Raw genomic sequence first — 26,772 nt, 5'->3', positions numbered from 1 at the left:
ATATGAGCATAATCATTGCTATATGCCGTAGAGTGTTGTAACGGAGCCAGACAATGTCCAAACCTAAAATCTTAGTTGCACGTGCCATATTCTTAGACATCATCGATCAACTGCGTACTAAATTTGACGTTGAGGTGAATGAATATGATGACATTTGGACTCAAGATGAACTCATTTTGCATCTGCAAGGTAAGCAAGGGGCGCTCATCACCAGTAGCGAAAAAATTGATGCCAAACTGCTCAAAGCATGCCCTGAACTTCGCGCGGTCTGCACCCTCGCTGTTGGCTACAACAATATCGATGTCGCAGCGTGTACCGCACAAGGGGTTCTGGTCACGAATGCACCCAATGTCCTGACTGAAACCACTGCCGATCTCGGCTTTGCCTTGATGATGGCTACCGCGAGGCGCATCGGAGAAAGTGAACGCTTCTTGCGTGAAGGGCTATGGCGGCAATGGGATATTGGATTCTTTGCAGGACAAGATATTCATGGTGCAACGCTCGGTATTTTAGGCATGGGTCGGATCGGGCAAGCGATTGCCAAGCGCGGCTCGCATGGATTTGGTATGCCTGTGATTTATCACAACCGCAGTCGACTAGCTCTTGAGATCGAACAACAATTGAATGCACGCTACGTCAGTAAAGAAGAGCTCTTACAACAAAGTGATCATTTGATCATTACCGTCCCCTACTCCCCAGAAGTCCATCACTTCATTGGTCAACCTGAACTAGCCATGATGAAACCGACGGCAACACTCACCAATATCGCGCGCGGCGGGATCATTGACGAAGTCGCACTTGTCGAAGCACTACGTACTCACCAAATTGCTGCTGCTGGGCTAGATGTTTTTGAAGGTGAGCCACATATAGATCCTGACCTTTTAAGCGTTCCTAATATCGTACTCACGCCGCATATTGGCAGTGCCAGCCTCAAAACGCGGCATGCAATGGCAAATCTAGCCGCACAGAATTTGCTTGCGATCCTTGATCCAAACTCAACACCACAACCCTTGACGGCCCTTAATGTAGAAGTCCTCGGTATCAAGCGCAATTAAGCGCTCGCTTGGCATAGCCTGTGCTAGATTGAGAAAATAGAATCCATAGTTGGATTCGTCGGGGCTTAAATAGAAATCCGTCACTTTTGGAAAACATGGCTGAATCTGATGAATAATTTTCTTGATCAACTTGTTCATGCTTTTCAGCAAAGTCTGTTCTATAGCCTTGGTGCACCCAACAGCAAAAATGTGGATTGGGCAGACCTGCCGGGATTGATTCTCAGTAAAGGAATCATCACGCTTGCCTTACTGCTGACGCTGTATCTCATCTATATCACGCTCAATCATGTCATCAGCATGGTTAAACGTCGTTCGCTTTTGGGGTCATCTACCATTCAAACGTTGCGGGTCAGTCTAAAACTGATCTGGTTATTCACCAGTCTGATCGCCTTATTCTCTCAACTGGGAGTGGAACTGAGTTTACTGCGTGCCACGGCCAGAGCCGCAATTGCCTTACTGGGCTTTTATCTTTTATGGGTCATCATCATTCGCTTGATGAATAAAACGCTAAAAAAATTCTATCTCGACGAGTCCATTAATCAGCTTTTTAACAATATCTTGACTGTGGTGATTGTGGTTTTTGCCTTGGCATCGATCTTGAGCCAATTCGGCTTTAACATGATGTCAATTGTGGCAGGTCTTGGCATTGCAGGGGTTGCGGTTGGCTTTGCTGCGCAGGCCACTTTAGCGAACTTCATCGCTGGGATTACCATCTTGCTTGAGCGTCCATTCCGGATCGGGGATTGGGTCAGTATTAATAATAAAGATGGTCAAGTTATGCTGATCACACTACGTACGACACGGATTCGGACACGGGACAATCTTTATCTGATCTTACCCAACTCCACCGTTGCCGCTGCAGAAGTGACTAATTACACCTCACATGGTGCCATTCGTTTTTCTATCACCTGCCGTCTGGCTTATCATGACTCGGTATCCAAAGCACGACAAATTATCCATGAGGTATTAGATCAAGACGAGCACGTCTTAAAACACCCTGCCCCACTGATTACCGCACAAGAACTCTCGGAATCCCACATCAGTCTCATTGTGCGATTCTGGATTGACCCCATCCATATCGAAACCATGCCCAGAATCTGTGAAACGGTACGAGAAGAAATTCAGGAAGCTTTACTCGCAGCAGAGATGAAAGTGCCATTCCCACGTTTGCAGGTGATGACGCCGATCACAGATTTAGAATAAGTTTTAAAACTTGAAACATGCTGTCATGGCATAAAACCTGCTTCACTTCCAAAGAACCCAATACTGTACGGAAGTGAAAAAATGACTCGTCTCGCCGTTACCGAAAAAATTATCGAAACCAAAGTCCGAAAACAAATTCAATGGAAAGATGTCGCAGCAGCACTGGGTCTATCCAAAGAGTGGGTCACAGCAGGCTGTTTGGGACAAATGGCATTTAGTTTGGAAGAAGCACAAAAAATTGGGGCGATTTTTGATCTTGATGATATGGATATTAAATGGCTGCAAGAAGTGCCTTATAAAGGATCATTGCCTGAATCTGTACCCACGGATCCTCTCATCTATCGCTGGTATGAGCTGGTCAATGTCTATGGCACCACCATCAAAGCGCTTATTCACGAAGAATTTGGTGATGGGATCATGTCTGCAATCGACTTTTCCATGAAGCTGGAACGCGAACCCGATCCCAAAGGAGACCGTGTCAGTGTCATCTTGTCAGGAAAATTCCTCCCCTACAAACGGTACTAAAAAATATATAATTTTCAATTTATTAAAAATAATAGACAATTGTATTTATTTTTAACTTCTAGATCAGCGCTTGTGCATGTCAAACCTGAATGGCCTTTTTACATGACCATTCAGTCACAAAATCTGTAAGCCAGAACCTGATTTATGCATCAAAAGCAACAGCCGATATGCTAAATTGCGCAACGAAATATCGCATACCCTATTCTTTTGATTCGTAACCGCAGGAATTCACCATGCCACAATATAAAGCCCCCATTCGCGACATTCAATTTGTCATGCATGAACTGCTTAACTTTGAAGCACATTACGATGCACTCCCTGCTTATGCAGGCACCAATCGTGAGTTGATTGATGGCGTTGTAGAAGCTGCAGCTGATTTCTGTGAAAACGAACTCTCTCCGATCAACCACTCTGGTGATCAAGAAGGCTGTCATTTTGACAATGGCGTCGTTACAACTCCTAAAGGCTTTAAAGAAGCGTATAAAAAATACATCGACTTAGGCTACCCATCCATGTCTGTGCCTGTCGAGCACGGTGGACAAGGTCTTCCTGGTTCACTGGGCAACGCGGTCAGTGAAATGGTCGGTACTGCAAACTGGTCATGGGGCATGTACCCAGGTTTGTCTCATGGCGCGGTCCGTACCGTTGAGCACCATGGTAGCCCAGAGCAAAAAGAACTTTACTTAAGCAAACTTGTTTCCGGTGAGTGGACTGGAACCATGTGTTTGACCGAATCTCATGCTGGTTCAGACCTCGGGATCATCCGCACCAAAGCAGAACCGAATGCTGATGGTAGCTACTCAATTACTGGTCAGAAAATCTTTATCTCTGCGGGTGAGCATGACCTCGCGGACAATATCGTCCACATCGTACTTGCACGTTTACCAGGTGCACCTAAAGGCACTAAAGGTATTTCCCTATTCATCGTGCCAAAGTTCAATGTGAATGCTGATGGTTCAGTGGGTACACGCAATAACGTAGTGTGTGGCTCAATCGAACACAAAATGGGTATCCATGGCAACGCAACATGCGTCATCGTGTTTGAAGAAGCTAAAGGCTTCCTGATCGGACCAGAAAACAAAGGTCTGAACTGTATGTTCACCTTTATGAACACTGCGCGTATCGGTACTGCGGTTCAAGGTCTTGCAGCATCTGAAGGCGCGTTCCAAGGTGCGCTGACCTACGCAAAAGACCGTTTGGCAATGCGTTCACTGTCTGGCCCTAAAGCATTGGATAAAGAAGCAGATCCAATCATCGTTCACCCTGCAGTACGTAACATGCTGTTGACCCAAAAAGCATTTGCTGAAGGTGGCCGTGCGCTGGTGTACTTCTTGTCTCAATTTGCTGACGTCGTTGAAGTGACTGAAGATGCTGAACAACGTAAAGCAGCTGATGACATGTTGTCACTTCTCACCCCGATTGCGAAAGCATTCTTAACCGAAACCGGTTCAGAATCTGCGAAGCATGGCGTGCAAGTGTACGGTGGTCATGGCTTTATCGCTGAGTGGGGCATGGAACAGATCGTGCGTGATACCCGTATCTCGTGTTTGTACGAAGGAACGACCGAAATCCAAGCACTCGACTTGCTTGGCCGTAAAGTTCTCTCTACCCAAGGCGCGATGCTGCGTAACTTCACCAAAATCATTCACAAATTCTGTGAAGCGAATGCAGGCAATCCTGCAATGGCCGAGTTCCTACAACCGCTGGCTGAATTGAACAAAGAATGGGGTGACATCACCACCCGTATCGGCATGAAAGCAATGCAGAACCCAGAAGAAGTCGGTGCAGCAGCAGTTGATTACCTGTATTTCTCTGGTTATGTGACCCTTGCTTACCTGTGGGCACGCATGGTTAGCGTATCTCTAGAGAAGTTGGCTGGCGATACCACTGAGCGCGCATTCTACGAAGCGAAAGTCAAAACTGCGCAGTTCTACTTCAAGAAACTGTTGCCACGTACCCGCAGCCATGTCGCGACCATCGATACCGGTCTTGAGCCTTTGATGGCAATGGATGTCGATCAATTTGCATTCTAATTGAATGTTTAGATTGAGATAAGACAAAGGCGAACCGTGGTTCGCCTTTGTTGTTTTTAAGACCCAGAGAACTCTACATTTCCTATGCTTATCACTCAATATGAATCATCGTAATCCTCACCAAGACAAGCCAATCGAATCTATAGCTAAAATAACTATGTGGTAACTCCTCAGGTCAAACAATCATTAGTCCCTCTTGGGCTCTTTTTGCTACAATAGCCGCACTCAAAATATATCAATGGCGGAAACCCTTTTTTTTCCGTCTACTCTTGTCACTTAAATCAGATTCAGGTGCCCCCATGCCAATTTATAATGCCCCACTACAAGACATGCGTTTCATCCTTAATGATGTTTTTAAAGCGGATGAATTCTGGCAAGCGACTCCTGAACTCGCACATATCGACAGCGAAACCGTCAGTGCAATCCTTGAGCAAATGGCTAAATTCAGCCAAGACGTGCTCTTACCACTGAATCGCACTGGTGATGAAGAAGGCGCAAAAATTGAAAATGGTGCGGTCAGCACACCAAAAGGCTTTAAAGAAGCATTTACCAGCTACGCCAATGACGGCTGGGTCGGCCTAGGTGCTGATGAGCAATGGGGCGGCCAAGGTATGCCGAAGATGGTTTCTGTCATGACCGACGAAATGATTTTCTCTGCAAACCCATCATTTATGCTCTACCCGCTCCTGTCTGTTGGCGCATGTATGGCGTTAAACTCATATGCCTCACAAGAACAAAAAGAGCTGTACTTGCCAAAAATCTATAGCGGCGAATGGTCAGGAACGATGTGTCTGACTGAGCCGCATGCAGGTACCGATCTTGGGATTATCAAAACCAAAGCTATTCCTAATGAGGACGGCAGCTATGCGATCAGCGGCACAAAAATCTTCATCACCGGTGGTGATCATGATTTAACGCAAAACATCATTCATCTCGTTTTGGCGAAAACACCTGATGCGCCTGCTGGCTCACGCGGTATTTCTCTATTCATCGTCCCAAAATTCTTGGTCAATGAAGATGGCAGCCTAGGCGACCGTAACCCTGTTGGCCCAGGTTCAATCGAACACAAAATGGGTATCAAAGCTTCTGCAACTTGTGTCATGAACTTTGACTCAGCCAAAGGCTATTTGGTTGGTAAAGAAAATGAAGGTTTGGCCGCGATGTTCGTCATGATGAACTACGAACGTTTGTCGATGGGTATCCAAGGCCTTGGTGCATCTGAAGCCAGCTATCAAAACGCTGCACAATACGCGACCGACCGTTTGCAAGGTCGTAGTGCTACTGGTGTTAAATCACCGGAAAAACCTGCGGACAGCATCTTGGTTCATCCCGATGTACGTCGTATGTTGCTGAAAACCAAAGCGCATAACGAAGCAGCGCGCGCATTTGCTATGTATGTTGCACAACAACTCGACATGACCAAATACAGCGATGCTGAAACCAAAGCAAAAGCAGCCGACCGCGTTGCCTTGTTGACTCCAATCGCGAAAGCATTCTTGACCGATAAAGCCTTTGAAGCCTGTGTAGACTCACAAATGGTCTTCGGTGGTCATGGTTATATCCGTGAGTGGGGCGTAGAACAATATGTACGTGATGTCCGTATTGCTCAAATCTATGAAGGCACCAACGGTGTACAAGCTCAGGATTTGATCGGCCGTAAAGTGACCAAAAATGGCGGAGCATTTGTTGCCACCTACTTGGCTGAAATCCGTGAATTTGCAGCAAGCATGAAAGCAGAATGGATGAAGGTTTCTCTTCTAAACTCTGTGAATACCCTTGAAGCACTCACTACTCTGGTCATTGCAGCTTCTAAAGCCAATGCCGATGAGCCAAATGCAGCTGCGATCGATTATCTGCATGTCTTTGGACTGGTCAGCTATGCGTATATGTTTGCTCGTATCGTAGAAGCGGCAAGTGTCAAAGAAGGTGCTTTCTATCAGAATAAAGTCGAATTGGCTAAGTTCTTCGTCACTCGCATCCTCCCAGAACTCGATGCCCGTGCAAAAATGGTTCAATCAGGCTCCGCAGTGATCATGAGCTTTGATCAAGGTTACTTCACTGCACAATCGTAATCCCTAAGAAAACATAAAAAGCGCGGCTAAATGCCGCGCTTTTTTTATGCAATATAAAAAGAGATTGCTTCTTGCTCAAAATAAATGTTATCTCAACACTTTTCCATTAGACTCAAAGCTAGACGATCAATAAAAAAATGATACGGAGTATCAAATGCATCACCTTAAGTCATGGCGTAGATATGTTTCTGCGGCATTGGAATGGAGCTCGGTAGATAAAGGACTCATTCTATTAGCGGTCATCATCCCTATTTTTATACAGTATTTCCTCTGGTCACTATATGTCTTAAATCGTGCAGACCGTGAGACATTGATCAACGTCAATATGGCGTTAAGCTTCGTAAAAATTGAGGTTTCGTTAGTAATCATCAGTCTAGTAATCATTGCTACTGGATTATATTTACGTAAAAAAATACCTAATCTGATTTTTTTTCAACACATAGCGCTGCAATTTTTTTCTTTATCGTTAGTGCTTATGAGCTATTCCATTGGAACGGCCTCGTTTTGCGCAGGTCTAGTCCTGCTAGGCGCACCTGTCTTTGGCTTTATTCTGCTTGATCGTAAAGCCGTGTGGTGGGCGACTGGCAATGCCTTGGTCGCCCTAATCGCCCTCAGCTATGCGACCGCTTATGACTGGCTCCCTTATGCACCTGTGATGATTCCGCCATCTAATCACACAAGCACTCTATTTTGGATGAATAGCTTTTTCTTCTTTGCTGCACCCTTTTTCATACTCATCATCATCATGGCCGATCAATTACTGGTCTGGTGGCGAGAACGTGAAGAAAGAATTCGGGTCATCAGTCGTACGGACGCACTGACTGGCATCCATAACCGCATGAGTATTCTAGATTTTTTAAATCATGAAATGGTTCGCGCGGCACGCCTCAATGAGCCGCTAACCATCGCTCTGCTTGATCTGGATCATTTTAAAAAGGTTAACGATAACTGGGGACACCCCACAGGCGATCGCGTGTTGAAGGATGCCGCAAAAGTCTTTCGTCAGAACATCCGAAATTGCGATGTACTAGGACGCTATGGCGGTGAGGAGTTTATTATCATTTTGCCCGGCGCGGACAGTGAAGAAGGTCGGAAAGTGATTGAACGCTGCCGAACCAAACTCGCTGAAACAGATATCCTGACCGACAGCGAAAGCTTGATTCAAGTGACGGCTAGCTTTGGTATGGTCAGCATTCATGGTCAATGGGTAGAATCCCATCAGTTGATTCAAATCGCAGATCGAGCGCTGTATCAGGCCAAACATAATGGCCGTAATCGGATCGAAGTTGCTTCGCTATAGTGAGATATTTTTGGATTATTCAAAGAAAAAAATAGAGGCTATTGAAGCCTCTATTTTTTTCATAAAACAACGACTATTTGGCAGCAGCGGTAGCGACTTTCACTCCAGCACTCGCTTTAGCTTTAGTCTCATCGCGTGCGATGACGACACTGAAACGTGATGGGTCAATATACTTGCGGAACGCAGAATTGACTTGATCAAGGGTTAACGCACTGATCTTATCTTCAAGTTGTTTGCTCCATGCAAAAGTACGATCCACATCCAGATAACGCACCCAACCTGCACTCAAAGCAGCATCCTGAGTACGACGTTGCTGATTTTGTTGCAAGATTGCCGATTTGGCACGGGCTAACTCATCCGCAGTAAAGCCTTCTTTACGAGCAAGGTTCAGTTCTTCTTTAACAGCCGTATCCACTTTGTCCAGATTTTGCGGGGCTGCGATGGCCTGTACATTAAAACTTGCTGCTCGGCTAATTGAACTCACCGATAAACCTGAACCAATACCGTAGGACAACCCTTCTTTTTGACGAACACGGTCAGCCAAACGTGATTTTAATGAGCCGCCACCGAACAGATAGTTCGCCACGACCAAGGCTGGATAATCGGCATCATCATCACGCAAATCGAGATTTAAACGAGCCTCATACACTCCGTTTTCTTTATCAGGTGCATTCACGACATCACGAACAGTGGGGACATCAAAATTCTGTGGAATCACCCGCTGATAAGGCGCGGCACTTTTCCATGCCCCAAACTCATCTTTAATCACTTGTGTAATAGCTGGGGCATCAAAATCACCAACGATGGCGATCTGACCTTGTGATGCGCCATAGAAGCCTTGATAGAACGCTTTGACATCAGTCAGTGAGGTTGCCTTGATACTTGCGATTTGTTCATCCACGGTTTGATCAGCCAACCAATGGCCAGCAGGATACTTATTGAAATGCTGATCCAATGCTTGATCGGCTAAAGTACTGGGTTCATTGCGCTGGAACTCAAGCTGAACTTCAGTCTCTTTGCGTAAGCGCTCAAACTCTGCAGGATCAAAACGTGGCTGCTTCAGCACGCTCGCAACCAATTTTAATGCTGCGGCTAAATTACTGCGCGTCGTCTGGAACTGATAAACATTGCCGCTGATCTTCAGCTTAGAAAACTCATCGGCCAATTGCTCACGGGTAAGTGTCTTTGTCCCACGATCAAGCATGGCATTGGCCAACTCTGCGGCGGTCTTCTTGCCAAATAGACTCTTCTCATCCCCCCAATTCAGATCAATTGCTACCGTAACAGTCTCACCACGTGATTTTTTGGGTAACAGTGCGAGCTTCAGACCACCCACTTGAGTACGCTGAGTCCGCGCATCGATATTCGCTTGCGCAGGATCAAAGACTTCACCATCTGCTACGGCTTGTTTGGGTTTGTAGTCTTTAATCACTTCGGCTGCCGTGGGCGCTGCCGGAATGTCCGCACGTTGTGGCTGATCTTCAGGCAAGAAAATCCCGACGGTACGATTGTCACGGGTGAAGTAATGTGCCGACACTGCAGCCACTTGAGCGGCTGTTACTGCATTAGATTGATCACGACCCAAGAAAAGTAAACGCCAATCACCAAGCGCAATATCACTGGATAACGCCACACCCACTTTTTGCGGATCATTCAATAGCTTCTCAAAGCTATTGGCATTGGCTAAACGGACGCGGTCCATTTCAGTTGGTGTTGGGGGTGTTTTGGCAAAACTCTCTACGCCTTCGATTAACGCCTGACGCACAGGTTCAATAGGCTCGCCTTTCTTGACGATCGCGCCAATAATCTCAAGCCCTGGAGCATATCCTGTGGCACCAAAACCAAATACTTCGGTCGCTTTCCCCGTTTCAACCAGTGTCTTATATAGGCGACCATTCGGCGTGTCGGTCAAAATATCCCCCGCATACGACAAGGCATTGCTATCGCTGTGTAAGTCACTGGGAACCTTATACGCTACCGTAACAATCTGCACGTCGCCTTTACGACGCACCGTGACGGTACGTTCACCATCCTGTATCGGCTCAACGGTCCAGAAATCGCGGATGGTACGGGTTGGTTTCGGCAGTTTACCAAATGCGTCATTGACCCAAGCCAGCGTCTTAGCAGGATCAAATTGACCGGCAATGGTGAGTACTGCATTATCAGGCTGATAATAGTTTCGATAAAAAGCCTGAAGATTCTCAATCTTGACGTTCTCAATATCGCTGCGATTGCCTATCGGCGGTTTACCGGAATTGAGCCAGTTATAAGACGCCCCTTGTAAGCGTTGCACCAACACACCGAAAGGAGAGTTTTCGCCTTTCTCATATTCATTACGCACTACGGTCATTTCACTATCAAGATCTTTTCGTGCGATGAATGAGTTCAACATGCGATCTGCTTCAAGATTAATCGCCCACTTCAAGTTGTCATCACTGGCCTGAAAACTCTCAAAATAATTAGTGCGGTCCATATTGGTCGTGCCATTGAAATTGGCACCGCGCTGGCTAAAGTCTTTCGTGATCGTTGGATGACTCGGCGTCCCCTTGAACATCAAGTGTTCAAGTAAATGTGCCATACCCGTTTCGCCATAATTTTCAAAGCGCGATCCAACTTCATAGGTCATGTTGACCGTCACCGTGGGTTTGGATGCATCTGGAAACAATAAGACTTTAAAGCCATTGGCAAACCGATATTCAGTGATCCCTTCCGCCGAAGGGCCTTGGGTTACCCCTGCTGGGAGTGTAATTGCGGCGATAGCATAACTTGAAAGGCTGACACTGCTTACGGCTAAAAAACCGGACAACATGAGTGATAACGTAGAGCGTTTATAGTTTAGCGGCATGGGAGTTCAAATCTTTTTTAAAGGTTGATATGACCAACGGATGAATAAAAAATTTCAATGAACCAACCTGACCTCATTCCATGAGATCAGGGCTAGTTCGCTTATCAGTTATTATTCATGATCTGTTTTTTTTTGCACGTTAAACGGGACATCCATTTGTAGGATATTGGTCAGGAAACCCCATTTATCAGCCACTTCCTCAATTTGTTTCGTCGTTGGCTTGCCCGATCCGTGCCCCGCCTTGGTATCAATCCGAATCAAAATTGGCGCAGCACCGGCCTGATCTGCTTGAGCGGTTGCCGTAAACTTAAAGCTATGCGCAGGAACTACACGGTCATCATGATCCGCGGTACTGACCAAGACAGCGGGATAACATGTTCCCGCTTTTAGGTTATGTAGTGGTGAGTAGGCATATAGTGCCTTAAACTCCTCAGCATTATCCGAAGAGCCATAATCCGATGCCCAAGCCCAGCCAATGGTGAATTTCTGGAAGCGCAACATATCCATGACTCCTACTGAGGGTAAGGCAGCAGCAAAGAGTTCAGGACGCTGCGTTAGCGTTGCCCCAACCAGAAGCCCGCCGTTACTTCCACCACCGATTGCGAGCTTTTGTGGAGAGGTATATTTGTGCTGAATCAAATATTCGGCCGCCGCGATGAAATCATCAAATACATTTTGCTTGTGGAGTTTGGTCCCGGCCAAATGCCATGCCTGACCATACTCCCCGCCGCCGCGTAAGTTAGGGACGGCATAAACACCTCCCATTTCGAGCCAAACCAGATTGGCTGGACTAAAAGCGGGGGTTAATGATATGTCGAAACCACCATAGCCATATAGATAAGTCGGGTTAGTGCCATCCCGCTTAATTCCCTTTTTGGATACGATAAACATAGGAACTTTAGTACCATCTTTACTTGTGTAAAAGACCTGCTCAATATTAAAGTCTTTGGGATCAAAATTGACTTTAGGCTGACGGTAAATGGTGCTATCGCCACTGGCAATATCGTAACGATAGATCGTTGTTGGTGTGGTAAAACTGGTGAACGAGTAAAAGGTTTCCTTATCATCTCGGTGTCCACCTAAACCTCCCACCGAACCGATGCCCGGCAATTTCAGCTCACGAAGCAGCTTCCCATCCAAGCTATAAACTTGTACCTGACTATAGGCATCTTTCAAGTAATTAAGAATTAAACGTTGCCCAACAATACTTGCGTTTTCTAGCGTATCAATCTTCTCTGGCACAATGACACGCCATTGATCTTTCGCCGGCGCATCCACATCAATCGCGAGAATCTTACCTTTAGGGGCAGACAGATTGCTGTTGATATAGAAAACGGATCCTACATTATCGATAAAGCTATACGTTGCATCAAAGTCATCCAACAACTTCACGACAGGGGCATTTTTTTTGGTCAAATCTTTATAGTACAGACGGTTTTTTGAGTCTGTTCCTTGAGAGACGCTAATAATCAAATAATGACCATCATCCGTCACAGATCCTGCAAAGCCCCACTCTTTCTGATCCTTGCGTTCATAAACCAATACATCTTCTGACTGCTTCGTTCCTAGCTTATGGAAATACAATTTATGATAGTAATTGACATCTGCGAGCTTAGTTTTATCTGTGGGCTTGTCATAGCGGCTGTAAAAAAAGCCGGAACTATCATGTAGCCATGACGCACCAGAAAATTTAACCCATTGCAGATCATCGCTCAGGTCTTTTCCCGTATCGATATCGCGTACTTTCCACTCATTCCAGTCGGAGCCTGATGCCGCCGTGCCATAGGCCAGATATTTGCCATTCGGACTCACCGCAAGCCCTGCAAGTGCAACCGTGCCATCAGTCGCTAATGTATTGGGATCCAATAAGACACGTGGATTTACCCCCAACTTATCCTCGGTATACAGTACCGATTGATTCTGTAAACCATCATTGCGGCTATAAAAATAACGCCCCCCTTCTTTGAAGGGTGTTCCAAATTTTTCGTAATTCCAAAGCTGGGTTAAACGTTCCTTGATCACCGCACGCGCGGGAATTTTTGCCAAGAAACTTTGCGTCAGCTGATTTTGAGCAGCAACCCAAGCCTTCGTATCATCACTGTTTGCATCTTCCAGCCAGCGATAGGGATCTGCCACGGCAGTGCCATGATAATCGTCAACCTGATTATTCTTTTTGCTCAGAGGATACGCGGGTTTAGTTGCCGCAGGATTGCATTGCTGGGCAAAGGCACTGCTCTGTACAAGGAGTATGGCAAGTGTTAAGGCTTTTCTGATCGACATGTTCATATCCAAATTGATCTATAAATAGAGAATGGCATTAATCAAATCCTATATGCAAAATTTTAACCACATGGAAAACTAGTTGTCGCTAACTTACCTTAAAACATCAAATTTCGATCATAAAAAAAATAAATAACATTATCTGAAAAATCGTTTTAGACAATATCCATGAGCAATATGATCAAGAAGAAAGACATGAGAAAAGCTCACCACAAATGGAAAAGAATGAATTACACAGCTAGAGCTCTACATTATTTTTTTAAAATCAATACTATTGAACCTTAGATGATTATAATCATCTGTAAGACACTCTTTCCTTTAAACGTCTTTTAAACAATAAAATTAACCAATCGGTCAGTAAAATCCTTAAAATAGCCCACGTATTTGCAACTCCTCAAGTTCACCCTAAAAACACACCTACTCGTAATACGACTTGTCATAGGTCGGCACTATAATTGCACCTTTCTAAGCCAAGTCACTGCACCATGATCAAACAGAGAACGTCATGAATCAAACGATAATAACCTCCCCCCAAGCACGCTTATGGCTAGTTCTAGTCGCTTTGGGTTTAGGAGGTTTTGGTATTGGCACCACTGAATTTGTAGCGATGGGGCTCATTCAGGAGATTGCACGTGGAGTCAGTGTCAGTGTGACCCAGGCAGGGCATATGATCAGTGCCTATGCCTTGGGCGTGGTGGTTGGTGCCCCGTTAATCGCAGTGCTGAGTGCAAAAGTACCGCGCAAAGGACTGTTGCTCATCCTCATGCTGTTTTTTGCATTGGGCAATTTTGCTACTGCTTTTGCATCCAATTTTCATGAGTTGGTCATTTCTCGTTTTATCGCCGGCTTACCTCATGGCGCTTATTTTGGCGTTGCAGCATTAGTCGCTGCAACCTTGGCCGGACCACAAAAAAGAGCACAGGCCGTTTCTCGAGTCATGCTAGGCCTAACCATTGCGACGGTCATTGGTGTTCCCTTTGCGACATGGTTAGGGCAACATTTCGGCTGGCGAAGTGGTTTTGTTTTTGCCTCAGCTATCGGCATACTGACCATCATTGCAATCTGGTTTGCGATGCCAAAAATGCCTGCCCCTCATGGTGCCTCGATGCGCTCCGAACTCTCCGGTATTAAAAAACCGCAAATGTGGCTGACTCTCGGCATCGCATCGATTGGCTTTGGCGGTATGTTTTCGGTCTATACCTATGTCTCCCCCATCCTCACCGACTACACCCATGTCGATATCTCCTATGTCCCCATCGCTTTATCGGTCTGGGGATGCGGTATGGTCACAGGTGGTCTGGTCGGTGGATGGCTTGCAGATCGCTCCATGAAAAAAGGACTCTATATCATCCTCTTTTCCATCATTGTCGCCTTCCTCATCGGGGCCTTTATGATGTCCAACCTCTATAGCGCGCTGCTCGCCTTATTCATGATGGGTGCAACGGGCATGGCACTAGGCCCTGCATTACAAACGCGTTTGATGGATGTCGCAGGCGAAGCGCAGACTCTGGCGGCCTCACTCAATCACTCCGCATTCAACCTCGCCAATGCCTTAGGGGCATGGCTGGGTGGAGTTGTCATTAATCTGGGATACGGCTGGAAATCGCCTGTTCTGGTGGGTGTTGCACTCGGTGCTGGAGGATTGGTCATCTTGATGATTTCGATGGCACTCGATCAAAAGCAGCCTAAACTGCATGTACTCTCTTCATAACAATCTCATGTAGCCCGCAGTAGTAGATATAAAAAAGACAGGCTTAGCCTGTCTTTTTTATAGTTCATAGAGCCATCTAGCCACGCTCAGTCACAATTTCCGCGCCGTTTCTCAGGGTTAAGGTCACTGGAGTCTTCTCTGCTGTTCGGAGTAAACCGGCCCATTGCTCCTCATCCAAGGTCGCATTGGTTTTCAGGACACGTTCAATCCGTGTATTTCCTTCGCGATCTTTAAGTAAGGTTAAATCAACATGAAGCAGACCCACATCCCAGCCTTTATGTTCGGCATACATCCGTAGCGTGATCGCCGTACATGCGGCAAGACCTGCAAGGACGTATTCATATGGCGCAGGGCCGGCATTTTGGCCACCAGACTCAACTGGCTCATCAGCAATCAAATCAAATCCACGGGTTTGGATCTTATGGGTATAGTTTATCGCGGTTGAATCTATTGCAGCTGTGGCAATCGCTTTCATTTAGTGTGCTCCTTTGATATGACCTTCTAGCGCAGGGGCGATGAGACGTGTGCCCGCCTCAGGGTTGTCTATCGTTCCAAAACGCGAACTTGCTGTATTCCAATCTGCAAGTGCCTGCTCGATTTCCTCATGGGTACGCCCAACGAAATTCCACCATACAATGATGTCCTCTTTAAACGGCTCTCCTCCGACCAATAATAATCGCGCAGGTCCCGTGGTTTGGATTGTCACACTTGGGCGACCAGTTTCAAAAAAGAGTAAGGTTCCAGCGGTCAATACTTCACCATCCGCAGTCGCCTCACCCTCCAGAATCGTTAAACCATGTTCGAAGCTCTGATCAAGCGGTAACTCAAGAGTTGTCGCTTTAGAAGCCTCTAAGTCCAAGCCCAATAGTGGGCTAAAGACTTGAACTGGGGAAGTGGCACCTAAGCTACTGCCCACCAGCACTGTGACTTTAAAGCCTTGTTTATCGACCACAGGCAATTCGGGATAGTTCTGGAAGTCTGGATCAATATGACGGTGACTATCTGGCAGTGCAATCCAGAGCTGTGCGGCATGAAGGGTGCTCGCAGTATCTGAAGGCGATACTTCCGCATGGGAGATACCCCGCCCTGCTGTCATCAGATTCACTTGATGCGGGTAGATCACCTGATCATTGCCCAAGCTATCCAAATGGCGTACTTGACCTGCAATCATCCATGTAAAAGTCTGTAGTCCGATATGGGGGTGTGGACCGACATTCATGCCATCACCCGCAGCAAAATTGACAGGCCCAGCATGATCCAGAAAGCACCATGCTCCAACCGTGCGACGTGCTCGACTAGGCACCATACGAGAAATTTTTAAACCTGTACCGATCTCTGCAACGCGGCCTTCGATACGGGTAATGGGATATACGCTGGTCATGTTCGCTCCAAAACGATTGAGATGCCTGCCCTTGCATTTGAATAATAAGAGTATCGATCAATAGATCGATACGATGCTATTGATCTCTGATCTTATCGACATTTATTCTTCATAAGATGGGCTAAATTGTATCGTTTATTTGAGCAAAATAAGTCTCCATGAAAAGTACGGTGTGTTCTAAGGGTAGAACAGCAAGTTGTAGAAGACATTCATATAAAAAAAGCTTACCTATAAATAAGTAAGCTTTTTGATTTTCTCATGACTACCTCAATCGACTTTTGTCATCGATTGAAAGAGATGGCTCAAACTTAAGAGTGTGTCATATCCAGCGGCACAACCCATTGTGCAAACTCCGCTTCGGTCACATACCCGAGTGCCAAAGCCGCTTCTTTCAAGCTAGTGCCTTCTTTATGCGCTTTCTTGGCAATCGCAGCTGCTTTGTCATAACCGATATGTGGATTAAGTGCAGTGACTTGCATGAGGTTCTTGGCAAGATTTTCTTCGATTTTTGGCAGATTCGGTTCGATACCCACAGCACAGTTATCGTTGAAAGCCAAACAAGAGTCAGAAATCAATTGGATGCTTTCAAGCACGTTATGTACCATGACTGGCTTGAACACATTGAGCTGGAAGTTACCTTGGCTGCCCGCGAATGCAACAGAGGCATCATTACCAAACACTTGTACGGCAACCATGGTCATGGCTTCGCTTTGAGTTGGATTGACTTTACCCGGCATGATACTGCTGCCTGGTTCATTTTCAGGAATGTTTAACTCGCCAATACCATTACGTGGACCACTGGCTAACCAACGTACATCGTTTGCCATCTTCATCAAGGCACCCGCTAAAGTACGCAAACTCGCACTGGTTTGTACCAATGCATCATGCGCACTCAGTGCTGCAAATTTATTGGCGGCACTCTTAAACGGAAAACCAGTTTCTTTTTCATAGTATTCAGCAGCCAATGCACCAAATTTAGGATGGGCATTGAGACCTGTACCGACCGCAGTACCACCGATTGCCAGTTCATACAAACCAACCAATGCATGACGCACTTCAGCCACGCAGTAATCAATCTGTGCAACCCAACCGCCTATCTCTTGGCCCAAGGTAATTGGTGTGGCATCTTGTAAATGGGTACGACCAACTTTCACCAGATCTTTGTAGGCTTCTGATTTTGCAGCCAAGGTGTCCCGTAGGACTTTTACACTTGGAAATAGTCTTTCATTCAACTCAAGTACAACGGCAATGTGCATTGCAGTTGGGAAGGTATCGTTACTCGATTGACCACGATTGACGTGATCGTTCGGGTGAACGGGGGTTTTGCTACCCAATACGCCACCAGCGATCTCAATTGCGCGGTTTGAGATCACTTCGTTTGAGTTCATATTGCTTTGAGTGCCCGAACCAGTTTGGAATACTACCAGTGGGAAATGCGCATCCAGCTTACCTGCAATCACTTCATCCGCTGCTTGGATGATCAAGTCTGCGATATTCGCAGGAATCTGACCTAAATCACGGTTGGCTTCTGCAGCACCTTTTTTCAGAATACCGAGGCTGCGAATCATCGGACGGGTAAATTTAAAACGATCTACGCCAATGGGGAAGTTCTGAATACTACGCTGGGTTTGTGCACCCCAATAGCGACTGTTTTCGACGTCAAGCGCGCCCATAGTATCGGTTTCTATACGTGTACTCATATTTTCCTCGTTTAGCGGTGAGATGGTAAACATCATCGGTTGGAATAGTGAGCGCAAGCCCATAATCGTCGATTATAGGTGCGCCGAGAATGGCGTGACGTGACCATTTTTGAATCAATGGTTTTTCGGCTGCGACGATTATACAAAAATTTGATTACGGATGGCATGTATTCGTTAAGATAAGCGTATCGCTTCGGTATGTGATTCAATGCTAAAAACAGGCTGTTGATCATCAACGATGCTGTATGAAACCAATAGCGGAGCTTATTTTGAATCAGATCAGCGTGACATCCCCAATGACATGGCAGCTTCTGGCATTCAAAGCACTATCAACAGATCAGTTATATGAGCTGTTAGCACTGCGTGCACAGGTTTTTGTGGTCGAGCAGCATTGTGCGTATCAGGATATCGATGGCATTGATCGTGATGATAAAACCTATCACTTACTTGGGTATCAAAACCATCAGCTTGTTGCTTATCTGCGCTTGATGGCGCCCAGTCTTCTCCCCGAATCTGTAAACGCCATCAAATATGCAAAGATAGGTCGTGTGGTGACTTCACCCGATGCCCGAGGCAGAGGTTTAGGCCACCAACTTCTTGAACAAAGTCTGATTGCAAACAAGCAACTCTGGGCTAACCCACCCCTCTACATCAGTGCGCAAAAATATCTGCTTCAATTCTATAGGGGTTATGGCTTTATCGAGACGGGTGACGAATACCTTGAAGATGGTATCCCTCATATTGCGATGATCAGAACAACCGCAGAAGTGAATTATTTGGCTTGAGGCCATATATCGGATATACCGCCACGTTATGCAGCTGTTTTCTGTAAGACACGCGCTAGAATTTTATCTTCAAGGCTTGCAAAAGCAATATTGCCACGTTGGCGCGGGCGCGGTAAATCAATGCGCTCATCCAGAGTAATCTGCCCATCTTCAATCAAGAGTACACGATCCGCCAGTGCAATGGCCTCAGACACATCATGCGTCACAAGCAGTGCAGTAAACCCTAAACGCTGCCACAGTGCTTCGATCAAGGCCTGCATATCGATTCGGGTAAGTGCATCCAGTGCCCCGAGCGGTTCATCCAAAAGCAGCAAGCGTGGATGATGTACCAAAGCGCGTGCCAATGCGACACGCTGTTTCTGTCCACCAGATAAACGTGCGGGCCACTCACTTGCTCGATCGGCAAGACCAACTTGAGCAAGGACATTGGCGGCATTGGGTCGTTGATCTTTTTTAAGACCCAGCGCAACATTATCAATCACGGATTTCCATGGCAAAAGGCGTGAATCCTGAAACATAACACGCAGATCAGGGTGTAAACCTTTGCTCGGGGCACCATCATAGAGAATCTCTCCCGAACCGTGTTCCAAACCCGCGATCAAGCGTAGTAGCGTACTTTTACCGCAACCACTGCGACCAACAATGGCTACGAACTCACCTGGCTTAAACTCAAGCGAAATATGCTTCAGCACAGCACGCTGATCATACTGCTTACTCACATCATTCAAACTTAGTGCAATACCCTCGGGTTGTTGACTTGTTGCATCACTCATCACAAGACTCCTAAAAATGATCGAAGTTCCATTACCCAAATAGCAGAGATATCCTCACTATCAGCCTTAGCCCTGATATCCCGGATGCCACCTCAACCAATACCGCTCAAGTAAGCGTGCAAATACGTCTGCCAGTTTGCCCAAAATTGCGTAGAGCAGAATCCCGACCAACACGACGTCTGTTTGTAAAAACTCACGAGCATTCATGGTCATATAGCCAATGCCTGACTGTGCTGAAATTGTTTCTGAGACAATGAGCAATACCCAGACCAGCCCCAAAGAGAAACGCACGCCGACTAGAATTGAGGGCAATGCACCGGGCAAAATAATTTGCCGATAGAGCTGCCAATTATTCAGACCATAACTGCGCCCCATCTCGATCAATGCTGGATCAACCGAACGAATCCCATGAAATGCATTAATGTAAATCGGAAAAAAGACACCGATCGAAACCAAAAATAATTTGGCAGTTTCTTCAATTCCAAACCACAAAATCACGAGAGGAATCAATGCAAGTGCAGGAATATTACGAATCATCTGAAAGGTTGTATCAAGCAAAGTCTCAGCAAGTTTGATAGAGCCTGTCAGTAGACCAAAAAACAAACCTAAACTGCCGCCAACCACAAAACCCATCAATGCTCGCCACGCGCTCACACTGACATGATGCCATAGCTCACCTGATGCGCTTAAAGTATAAAAAGCCTTGGCGACATCAAGGGGTGCGGGTAATACACGACTGGACAGCCAGCCCGTTTGTGCAGCGATCTGCCATACCACCAGAATCAAAAATGGTACGACCCAAGGTAATAACCGTTTCAGCACGCGGACAATCAGCTTTGGTCTTGCAGATGCAACCGTACTTAAATCGACAATATCCAAAGCGACCGTTTGAGACGCGGCTTCTAGCAAAGTGACCTTATCGGTTTGTCCTGCTTGTGCAGGACTATCATGTGTCAATGCATTACTCATCTAAAGCCCCTGTTGCCATCAATCAACTTTGTGAAACCAAAGGCACTTCAGTGCTGGGTTTCGCTTTCGGCACGAATTGATTGGCTACAACTTCACCAAAGGGTCCTGTCAGCTGCTGACCAGGTAATTTTTGTTGTAATTCAATCGGCAGTAATGGAAAAACCAGCTCAGCAAAGCGATAAGCCTCTTCCAGATGCGGATAGCCAGAGAAAATAAAATGGTCTAAACCCAGTGCGGCATATTCTTGGATGCGATCGGCGACTTGCTGCGGTGAACCCACCAATGCCGTTCCTGCCCCACCGCGCACAAGACCGATTCCTGCCCACAAATTCGGACTGATCTCGAGGGCTTCACGGCTACGGTTTTTACCGCCATTATTGAGCTCCGCCATACGACGCTGGCCTACGGAGTCCATCTTGGCAAAAGCCGCTTGAGCATTGGCAACGATCTGGTCATCTAGACGACTGATCAAACGATCTGCTGCGGCCCATGCCTCTTCTTCTGTTTCACGCACGATAACATGCAAGCGAATACCAAAGGTGACTTTACGGCCATGCGCTTCAGCACGCTCACGAACCAGTGCCAGTTTCTCGGCAACGGCAGCAGGTGGCTCACCCCATGTAAGATAGGTATCGACCTGCTCTGCAGCCAATTCATTTGCAGCCGCTGATGAACCACCAAAATAGATAGGTGGATATGGGCGCTGTAAAGGCGGATAGATCAGCTTGGCACCTTTAACAGAGAGCTGCTTACCTTCGTAATCAACAGACTGACCTTCTTCAGCCGTATTATGGCTCTTAGTCAGAATTTCACGCCAAATGCGTAAAAATTCTGCGGAGGCCTCATAGCGATCAGCATGATTGGAGAATACCCCGTCGCCTTCCAGTTCAATCTGGTCACCACCGGTGACCAGATTGACCAGCAAACGACCACCGGACAGACGATCAAAGGTTGCTGCCATCCGAGCCGCTAGTGCGGGCTGTGTCAGCCCTGGACGCACTGCAATCAAGAAACGAAGATTCTTAGTGGCATCAATCAAGCTTGATGCAACCACCCACGGGTCTTCACATGAGCGCCCTGTCGGTAAAAGGACGCCGTAGTAACCTAAAGTATCGGCTGCTTGTGCAACTTGCTTTACATAGCTGAGGTTGACCTCACGTGCGCCTTCACTCGTCCCGAGATAACGGCTATCGCCATGTGTTGGGATAAACCACAGAATCTTTAAGGCATTGGGAGCACTGTCTTGTGCGATATTGCTGTTGGTCATTTTTAATCTTCCTCTCAACAAGACTGAAACTTTAATTTGCGATACAGGTAAAACATAAATGGAGTGATCTAAATCATTAAGACGTTTACTAACAATGCTTCAATGGGTGGGTTTCCAGACTAAATCAGCAACTTGAATCTTTGCGGGAATTAACCCGAGCTCTTGAAAGCTGTCCGCAACACTCTGCTGATTCGCGATGAGTGCTGCAGGAACTGGGGTCGCCGGTGAAGGTGGACGCCTTGATAAAAACAGCGTCACGGTCTGCTGATCTAGACCGCTAAAATTCGATATATATTTAACGGCATCCAAGCGATTGCTTTGAACAAACTCATCGGCGACCGACAAGGATTTCAAAATCGTTTTAATACTTTGCGGATATTTCTCAACCAGTGGTTTTGAAGCCAGATAGAATGAATTGTTGTCCGATAGCCCTCGACCATCCGCAAGTGGACGTGCCTTAATCGAGACTTGCGTCGCCGCATAATACGGATCCCAGATTGCCCATGCATCAACACTGCCACGTTCAAATGCAGCACGGGCATCCGCAGGGGCTAAGTAGATGGGTTGAATATCGGCCCATGTCAGTCCGGCTTTTTTCAAGGCGCGAATCACCAAAAAGTGGGCACTAGAGCCCTTTTGAAAAGCAATCTTTTTGCCTTTCAAATCACTAAGGCTATGCAACTTTGAGTCAGCTAAAACCAAAATCGCAGAACTACGAGGTTTCGGGGGTTCACTACCGATGTAATACAACGGCTTGCCCGCGGCTTGCGCAAAGACTGGTGGCGTATCACCTGTAAAGCCCAACTCTAGACTGCCAACCGACAGTGCCTCCAAAATCTGCGGCCCCGCAGGAAACTCCACCCATTTCACTTTGGTTTGTGGAAACGCTTTCTCAAGCGCCCCTTGTTGCTTTAAGATCACTAAATTGACAGCTGATTTCTGAAACCCGATTCTAAGCTCAGGTGGGGCGGATTCTGCTGCGATAGCAGCATGCACTAGACCGACACTCAATACCGCTACCGCCACTTTCATGGCATAAGCAGATTGCTCAAGCCATGCCAATCGGATGTGATTTAATGCATTGATCAAGACGTTCATTTTCGATCCTTCATCGATACGTACGATTAAACGCTTTATTTTTTCAATGCCGCATCAGCAACTTTGAGTGGTTTTGGAATCAGCTTTTGTTGATAAAATACATCGGCGATTTGCTGCTGTTGAGCAAGAACCGCTGGAGTAACTGGCTTGACGCCAAAGCCTGAGCGCTGAAAAGACAGCTCTAAAATATCGGCACTTAAGCCCACGCTGGGTGACAGTGCTGTCGCCGCATCTTTAATATTTTTACTGACCCAAATATCTTTCTTTGCGGTCTCATCGAGTACCACACTCAGTACATCAGGGCGTGCCGTGGCATAACTACGTGATGCCAGATAAAACTGAGTGTTATTCACAAGGTTCTTGCCATCAGCAATGACCTTTGCTCCAATCTGCTGTTGTGCAGCCGCAAGAAACGGATCCCAGATTACCCAAGCGTCCACCGCCCCGCGCTCAAATGCAGCACGCGCATCAGCAGGTGCCAGATAAATCGGTTGAATATCTTTATAGGCAATGCCATATTTTTCGAGTAACTTTACGAGGAGATAGTGAACATTTGAGCCTTTGTTCAGCGCAATCTTCTTGCCCTTGAGTTCAGCAAAGGACTTGATCGTAGAGTTCTTTTGCACAACCACCGCTTCACCCGCTGGTGCAGGTGGCTCATTGGCAACATAGACAATCGGTGCACCCGCAGCTTGAGCAAAAATCGGCGGGGCTTCACCGACTACGCCATAATCAATCGCACCGACATTTAAGCCTTCAAGCAATTGGGGACCGCCGGGAAATTCGGTCCACTTCACTGTAATCCCTTGCTGTGCAAGTCGCTTATCCAATGCGCCATCCGCTTTAAGTAGTAGCAAAGTGCCATACTTCTGATAACCGATGCGCAACTCTTTTGGATTAATATCGGCATGAGAGACACTAGTGACCATCAGCAATGTCGCCGCAATCGATGCACTAATAAACTTGCTAAACCCCGATACACTTTTGATGGGGTGATGAATTTGAGGAACGCGATCAACACTCACAGAGCTGGCCATGGAAACTTCTCTTTTAATATTTTGATAAACAAAAGCGTAAAGAACAGCAAGCTCACATCAACATTTTTTGCCGGATGCACACTGCTATAAGACACGAATATGGGTTACAAAATTAAAAGAAATCACTTGTTATGACCACCAAGCATTCCTGCTATAGATTTCGTTTTTATAGATAAGAGAAAGTGAAATTCATAATGCTTTGAATATTGAAGGGATAGCGCTGAGCACTCGCATCAGATCAATACTCCCCTATGAGCCGACTCTACGCTCTGACAAGACATAAAAAAACCGCGAATCAAATTCACGGTTTTCTAACATGTGCGATGTTTTAAATTGAAGGATATATCCCCTAACCCTATTGATACTCTCCCCAACGATTTGTTCTTCTAAAAGTTCCCAAATCATTGAAGCGCACACCAACCTCACGCATCACCCCATAGGCCTTATGCGCGGTGAGCTGACGAATATAAAACGGCTCTTTCACCACAAAATGATGAATGGCATGTGTGCCACCAAAGTTAAAGCAGAACAATTGCATCGGCATCATCCACCATGGATTTAACACCTGAGTTTGTTTGATCACATCACGTGGATCGATATCACCGTAGTAGTGCATATTTGAACTGACAAACTGCAAGCAGAATGATCGCAATAAATTTGGCAGCACCCAGACGACTGCCAGAAAGTTCACCACAGCCATGCTGCTCACCAGCCATACTGGCCATATCAAGCTGTAGCCAACGTGCGGTGCAACCCAATCTGCGACGTGAAACAGGACAAAGCTATACAAGAGTCCATAGTGCAAATAACTCAATGGAATAAAACCAATCAATTGGGCTTTCAGCGCGGTACGACGTTCATCGGCAGGTTGGGCTTTAATAAACAATTCAACCATCTGATGCATTTGAAAAGGGCGCAGATATACCGACATCAATTGATCACTGATGATCAGCAAACGACGAATCCCCCACGGTTCACCATTGCTAATCCCACGCTCCTCAAGATCATGTTCCGTCCCTGAGTATTTGTGATGGTGCAAATGCATACGACGGCGCGTCCAAGGACTGATCGTGTTCGGTCTTGCGAGCCAAACTAGCCCCATCATCACATTATGTGCCCAAGGGGTTTGCTTAAAATACATATAGTGAATTAAATCATGCTCAAGCTCGTGAGTTAGGGACGCAAAGATTGCAATCACTGGAATACAAATCCAAAACGGGATCAACGATTGAGAGTAGAGCCATGCACTCCCCAGCATACCCAGCAGTGCAAAAGCTAAAATGCTGGCACCAATAGCATTCTGACGATAAAGAATTGGGTAACGCACGCGGAGGTCTACGCCTGCTTGCATCACGATGGTACGGACTTTTTGAATTTTTGCTTGTTCAGTCATAACTGACATGTTGGAAGTCACTACACACTCTCCGCAAGGATGGGTTGATAGTGACTAATTTAATCCGAGATCTAAATGCACGTGAGAGGAGCCTGTGCCAATCTATGTGTCATTTTGGGCCAATGGATTCACAGATTACGCGGATAATGTCGTTCGATACTCACTTGGTGTCTGTCCTGTCCAACGCTTGAATGCACGGGTAAAATTAGAGCGATCCTGATAGCCCAGACGTTGGGAAACCTCATCAATACTCAACATCGAATTTTGAAGCAAAGCGTAAGCATCACGTAGCATCACCGTTTCTAGCAATTCAGAAAAACTTAAGTTCTGCTCAGCAAGTTTCCGTTTGAACGTTCTTTCAGACAGATGCAATTGAACAGCAATGCTGGGTAAGTCAGGGTACTGCCCGGCTTGACACTCAAGCAAAGCACGGACACGATCCAGCCAGTTTTCAGTCAAGCCTAATCGCGCAAGCTCAGACTCGCCTTGACTGATCACTAACTGCGCCATCGCAGGATTAGCCGTACTAATGGGTTGATCCAGCATGCGTGCCGAGAAGCGAAATTGATTGGCAGCTTGATTAAAATAAAGTTTAGGTAGACGATCCTTATAGGCCGCAAAGTAGTCGGGCTCTGGATAATCAAAATAAAGCTGGAGCTGTTGATATTTCCCTGGCGTATATTGACCGACAAGCAAAGAACGGAAAATTTCAGAAACTTCAATCAAGAAGTTCTCGATTGCAAAAGTCCGAAAATGCCATAGCGGAAATGCCTCCTCCACGGTAACAACAGCCATTTCATTTTCGACATCAAATCTGAGTTTAAAAAAGGGCACTTGAGTCGGCAAAAAACGTCGGCCGAGTTCAATCGCATCTCTGAGTGTTGCACAGCTCATGAGACCGTAACCAATAAAACCCGCTTTAGTGAGATTACTCCGCAAGCCAATTTCAATCGCCAGACTCGGATCATTGGTGAGTTTAAGCAGGTTATGAACAATGATTGCCTGTTGCCAAGCAAAAATACGCGCTTGAGGCTGCAATAGGGTGCTGGCTATAAGATCGGTATGGGCCAGCAATTGCTCAGCTTCTATACCGCGACTTTCCGCTAAACGCAGCATATAGCTGGCATACGTTGCCGCTAAGCTCGTCTGTAGCATGTCGCGTTGTTTGAATAAATCCATGATCGGTTGTGCCAATTCTTAATTTTTAAAAAATAATGTTCTCGCGACCCTGCGAAACATAAGTTTGGGTGTTATTGCAGATGATCATATCAGTTTGTGGTTCTCGTGATATTGCCCAAACCATCAAAACCTTTCATTAAAAAGATCAATAAGACAGTAAACGCTG

General features: G+C 46.3%; 20 protein-coding genes. 8 read left to right on the top strand and 12 right to left on the bottom strand.

What is annotated here, in order from left to right:
- Nucleotides 1–53 precede the first annotated feature (53 nt).
- The 6 genes from HYN46_RS03715 to HYN46_RS03690 all read left to right on the top strand — a co-directional run bounded on the left by HYN46_RS03715 (nucleotide 54) and on the right by HYN46_RS03690 (nucleotide 8,188).
- The gene (locus HYN46_RS03715; protein WP_114898153.1) at nucleotides 54–1,055 is read left to right on the top strand and encodes a 2-hydroxyacid dehydrogenase; all 1,002 of its coding nucleotides are present in this window, start codon (nucleotides 54–56) and stop codon (nucleotides 1,053–1,055) included.
- A gap of 108 nt (nucleotides 1,056–1,163) precedes the next feature.
- Entirely contained in the window at nucleotides 1,164–2,258 is a 1,095-nt protein-coding gene (locus HYN46_RS03710; RefSeq protein WP_114898152.1) for a mechanosensitive ion channel family protein, read from the top strand.
- 81 nt (nucleotides 2,259–2,339) lie between these two features.
- Entirely contained in the window at nucleotides 2,340–2,783 is a 444-nt protein-coding gene (cynS, locus tag HYN46_RS03705) for a cyanase (protein WP_114898151.1), read from the top strand.
- A 233-nt stretch (nucleotides 2,784–3,016) separates the two neighbouring features.
- Nucleotides 3,017–4,816, top strand: coding sequence for an acyl-CoA dehydrogenase C-terminal domain-containing protein (locus HYN46_RS03700; protein ID WP_114898150.1), 1,800 nt, complete (start codon nucleotides 3,017–3,019; stop codon nucleotides 4,814–4,816).
- Nucleotides 4,817–5,115: 299 nt separating this feature from the next.
- On the top strand, nucleotides 5,116–6,888 hold the full coding sequence (locus HYN46_RS03695) for an acyl-CoA dehydrogenase C-terminal domain-containing protein (RefSeq protein ID WP_114898149.1): 1,773 nt from the start codon (nucleotides 5,116–5,118) through the stop codon (nucleotides 6,886–6,888).
- Nucleotides 6,889–7,042: 154 nt separating this feature from the next.
- Complete coding sequence (locus HYN46_RS03690) at nucleotides 7,043–8,188, top strand: GGDEF domain-containing protein (RefSeq protein WP_114898148.1); 1,146 nt, start codon at nucleotides 7,043–7,045, stop codon at nucleotides 8,186–8,188.
- A 73-nt stretch (nucleotides 8,189–8,261) separates the two neighbouring features.
- Here HYN46_RS03690 and HYN46_RS03685 read toward each other — a convergent pair whose 3' ends face one another.
- Nucleotides 8,262–11,033, bottom strand: coding sequence for a M16 family metallopeptidase (locus HYN46_RS03685; protein WP_210009348.1), 2,772 nt, complete (start codon nucleotides 11,031–11,033; stop codon nucleotides 8,262–8,264).
- A gap of 111 nt (nucleotides 11,034–11,144) precedes the next feature.
- On the bottom strand, nucleotides 11,145–13,313 hold the full coding sequence (locus HYN46_RS03680; protein ID WP_114898147.1) for a prolyl oligopeptidase family serine peptidase: 2,169 nt from the start codon (nucleotides 13,311–13,313) through the stop codon (nucleotides 11,145–11,147).
- A 505-nt stretch (nucleotides 13,314–13,818) separates the two neighbouring features.
- On the opposite strand from HYN46_RS03680, the gene HYN46_RS03675 reads away from it, so the two are divergent.
- Nucleotides 13,819–15,024, top strand: coding sequence for an MFS transporter (locus tag HYN46_RS03675; protein WP_114898146.1), 1,206 nt, complete (start codon nucleotides 13,819–13,821; stop codon nucleotides 15,022–15,024).
- 76 nt (nucleotides 15,025–15,100) lie between these two features.
- On the opposite strand, the gene HYN46_RS03670 is transcribed toward HYN46_RS03675, so the two are convergent.
- The 3 genes from HYN46_RS03670 to fumC form a co-directional block, all read right to left on the bottom strand.
- Nucleotides 15,101–15,499: an OsmC family protein gene (locus tag HYN46_RS03670; RefSeq protein ID WP_210009346.1), complete on the bottom strand. Its 399-nt coding sequence runs from the start codon at nucleotides 15,497–15,499 to the stop codon at nucleotides 15,101–15,103.
- Nucleotides 15,500–16,405, bottom strand: a complete 906-nt coding sequence (locus tag HYN46_RS03665) for a pirin family protein (protein WP_114898145.1) — start codon at nucleotides 16,403–16,405, stop codon at nucleotides 15,500–15,502. It abuts the gene before it with no gap.
- A 308-nt stretch (nucleotides 16,406–16,713) separates the two neighbouring features.
- Nucleotides 16,714–18,105, bottom strand: coding sequence for a class II fumarate hydratase (gene fumC, locus HYN46_RS03660; RefSeq protein WP_114898144.1), 1,392 nt, complete (start codon nucleotides 18,103–18,105; stop codon nucleotides 16,714–16,716).
- Between the two features lie 245 nt (nucleotides 18,106–18,350).
- Here fumC and HYN46_RS03655 point away from each other — a divergent pair, with 245 nt between their 5' ends.
- The gene (locus HYN46_RS03655; protein WP_228254879.1) at nucleotides 18,351–18,890 is read left to right on the top strand and encodes a GNAT family N-acetyltransferase; all 540 of its coding nucleotides are present in this window, start codon (nucleotides 18,351–18,353) and stop codon (nucleotides 18,888–18,890) included.
- A gap of 26 nt (nucleotides 18,891–18,916) precedes the next feature.
- Here the strand turns inward: HYN46_RS03655 and HYN46_RS03650 are convergent, their stop codons facing one another.
- The 7 genes from HYN46_RS03650 to HYN46_RS03620 all read right to left on the bottom strand — a co-directional run bounded on the left by HYN46_RS03650 (nucleotide 18,917) and on the right by HYN46_RS03620 (nucleotide 26,606).
- Entirely contained in the window at nucleotides 18,917–19,663 is a 747-nt protein-coding gene (locus tag HYN46_RS03650; RefSeq protein WP_114898143.1) for an ATP-binding cassette domain-containing protein, read from the bottom strand.
- 66 nt (nucleotides 19,664–19,729) lie between these two features.
- Nucleotides 19,730–20,632 (bottom strand): aliphatic sulfonate ABC transporter permease SsuC, encoded by a 903-nt coding sequence (gene ssuC / locus HYN46_RS03645; protein WP_114898142.1) that lies wholly within the window; start codon nucleotides 20,630–20,632, stop codon nucleotides 19,730–19,732.
- Nucleotides 20,633–20,654: 22 nt separating this feature from the next.
- Nucleotides 20,655–21,899, bottom strand: coding sequence for an FMNH2-dependent alkanesulfonate monooxygenase (gene ssuD / locus HYN46_RS03640; RefSeq protein WP_114898141.1), 1,245 nt, complete (start codon nucleotides 21,897–21,899; stop codon nucleotides 20,655–20,657).
- 99 nt (nucleotides 21,900–21,998) lie between these two features.
- Entirely contained in the window at nucleotides 21,999–22,931 is a 933-nt protein-coding gene (locus tag HYN46_RS03635; RefSeq protein ID WP_210009499.1) for an aliphatic sulfonate ABC transporter substrate-binding protein, read from the bottom strand.
- Between the two features lie 101 nt (nucleotides 22,932–23,032).
- On the bottom strand, nucleotides 23,033–24,034 hold the full coding sequence (locus HYN46_RS03630) for a sulfonate ABC transporter substrate-binding protein (RefSeq protein WP_114898139.1): 1,002 nt from the start codon (nucleotides 24,032–24,034) through the stop codon (nucleotides 23,033–23,035).
- Nucleotides 24,035–24,389: 355 nt separating this feature from the next.
- Nucleotides 24,390–25,436, bottom strand: coding sequence for a fatty acid desaturase (locus HYN46_RS03625; RefSeq protein ID WP_114898138.1), 1,047 nt, complete (start codon nucleotides 25,434–25,436; stop codon nucleotides 24,390–24,392).
- Nucleotides 25,437–25,562: 126 nt separating this feature from the next.
- Nucleotides 25,563–26,606 (bottom strand): AraC family transcriptional regulator, encoded by a 1,044-nt coding sequence (locus HYN46_RS03620; protein ID WP_210009344.1) that lies wholly within the window; start codon nucleotides 26,604–26,606, stop codon nucleotides 25,563–25,565.
- Between the last annotated feature and the right edge of the window lie 166 nt (nucleotides 26,607–26,772).

The organism is Aquirhabdus parva, assembly GCF_003351745.1.
In the GTDB taxonomy this organism is placed as follows: Bacteria; Pseudomonadota; Gammaproteobacteria; order Pseudomonadales; family Moraxellaceae; genus Aquirhabdus; species Aquirhabdus parva.
Note: the sequence above shows the minus strand (reverse complement) of the source record. Positions and strands in the feature narration are given on the sequence as shown.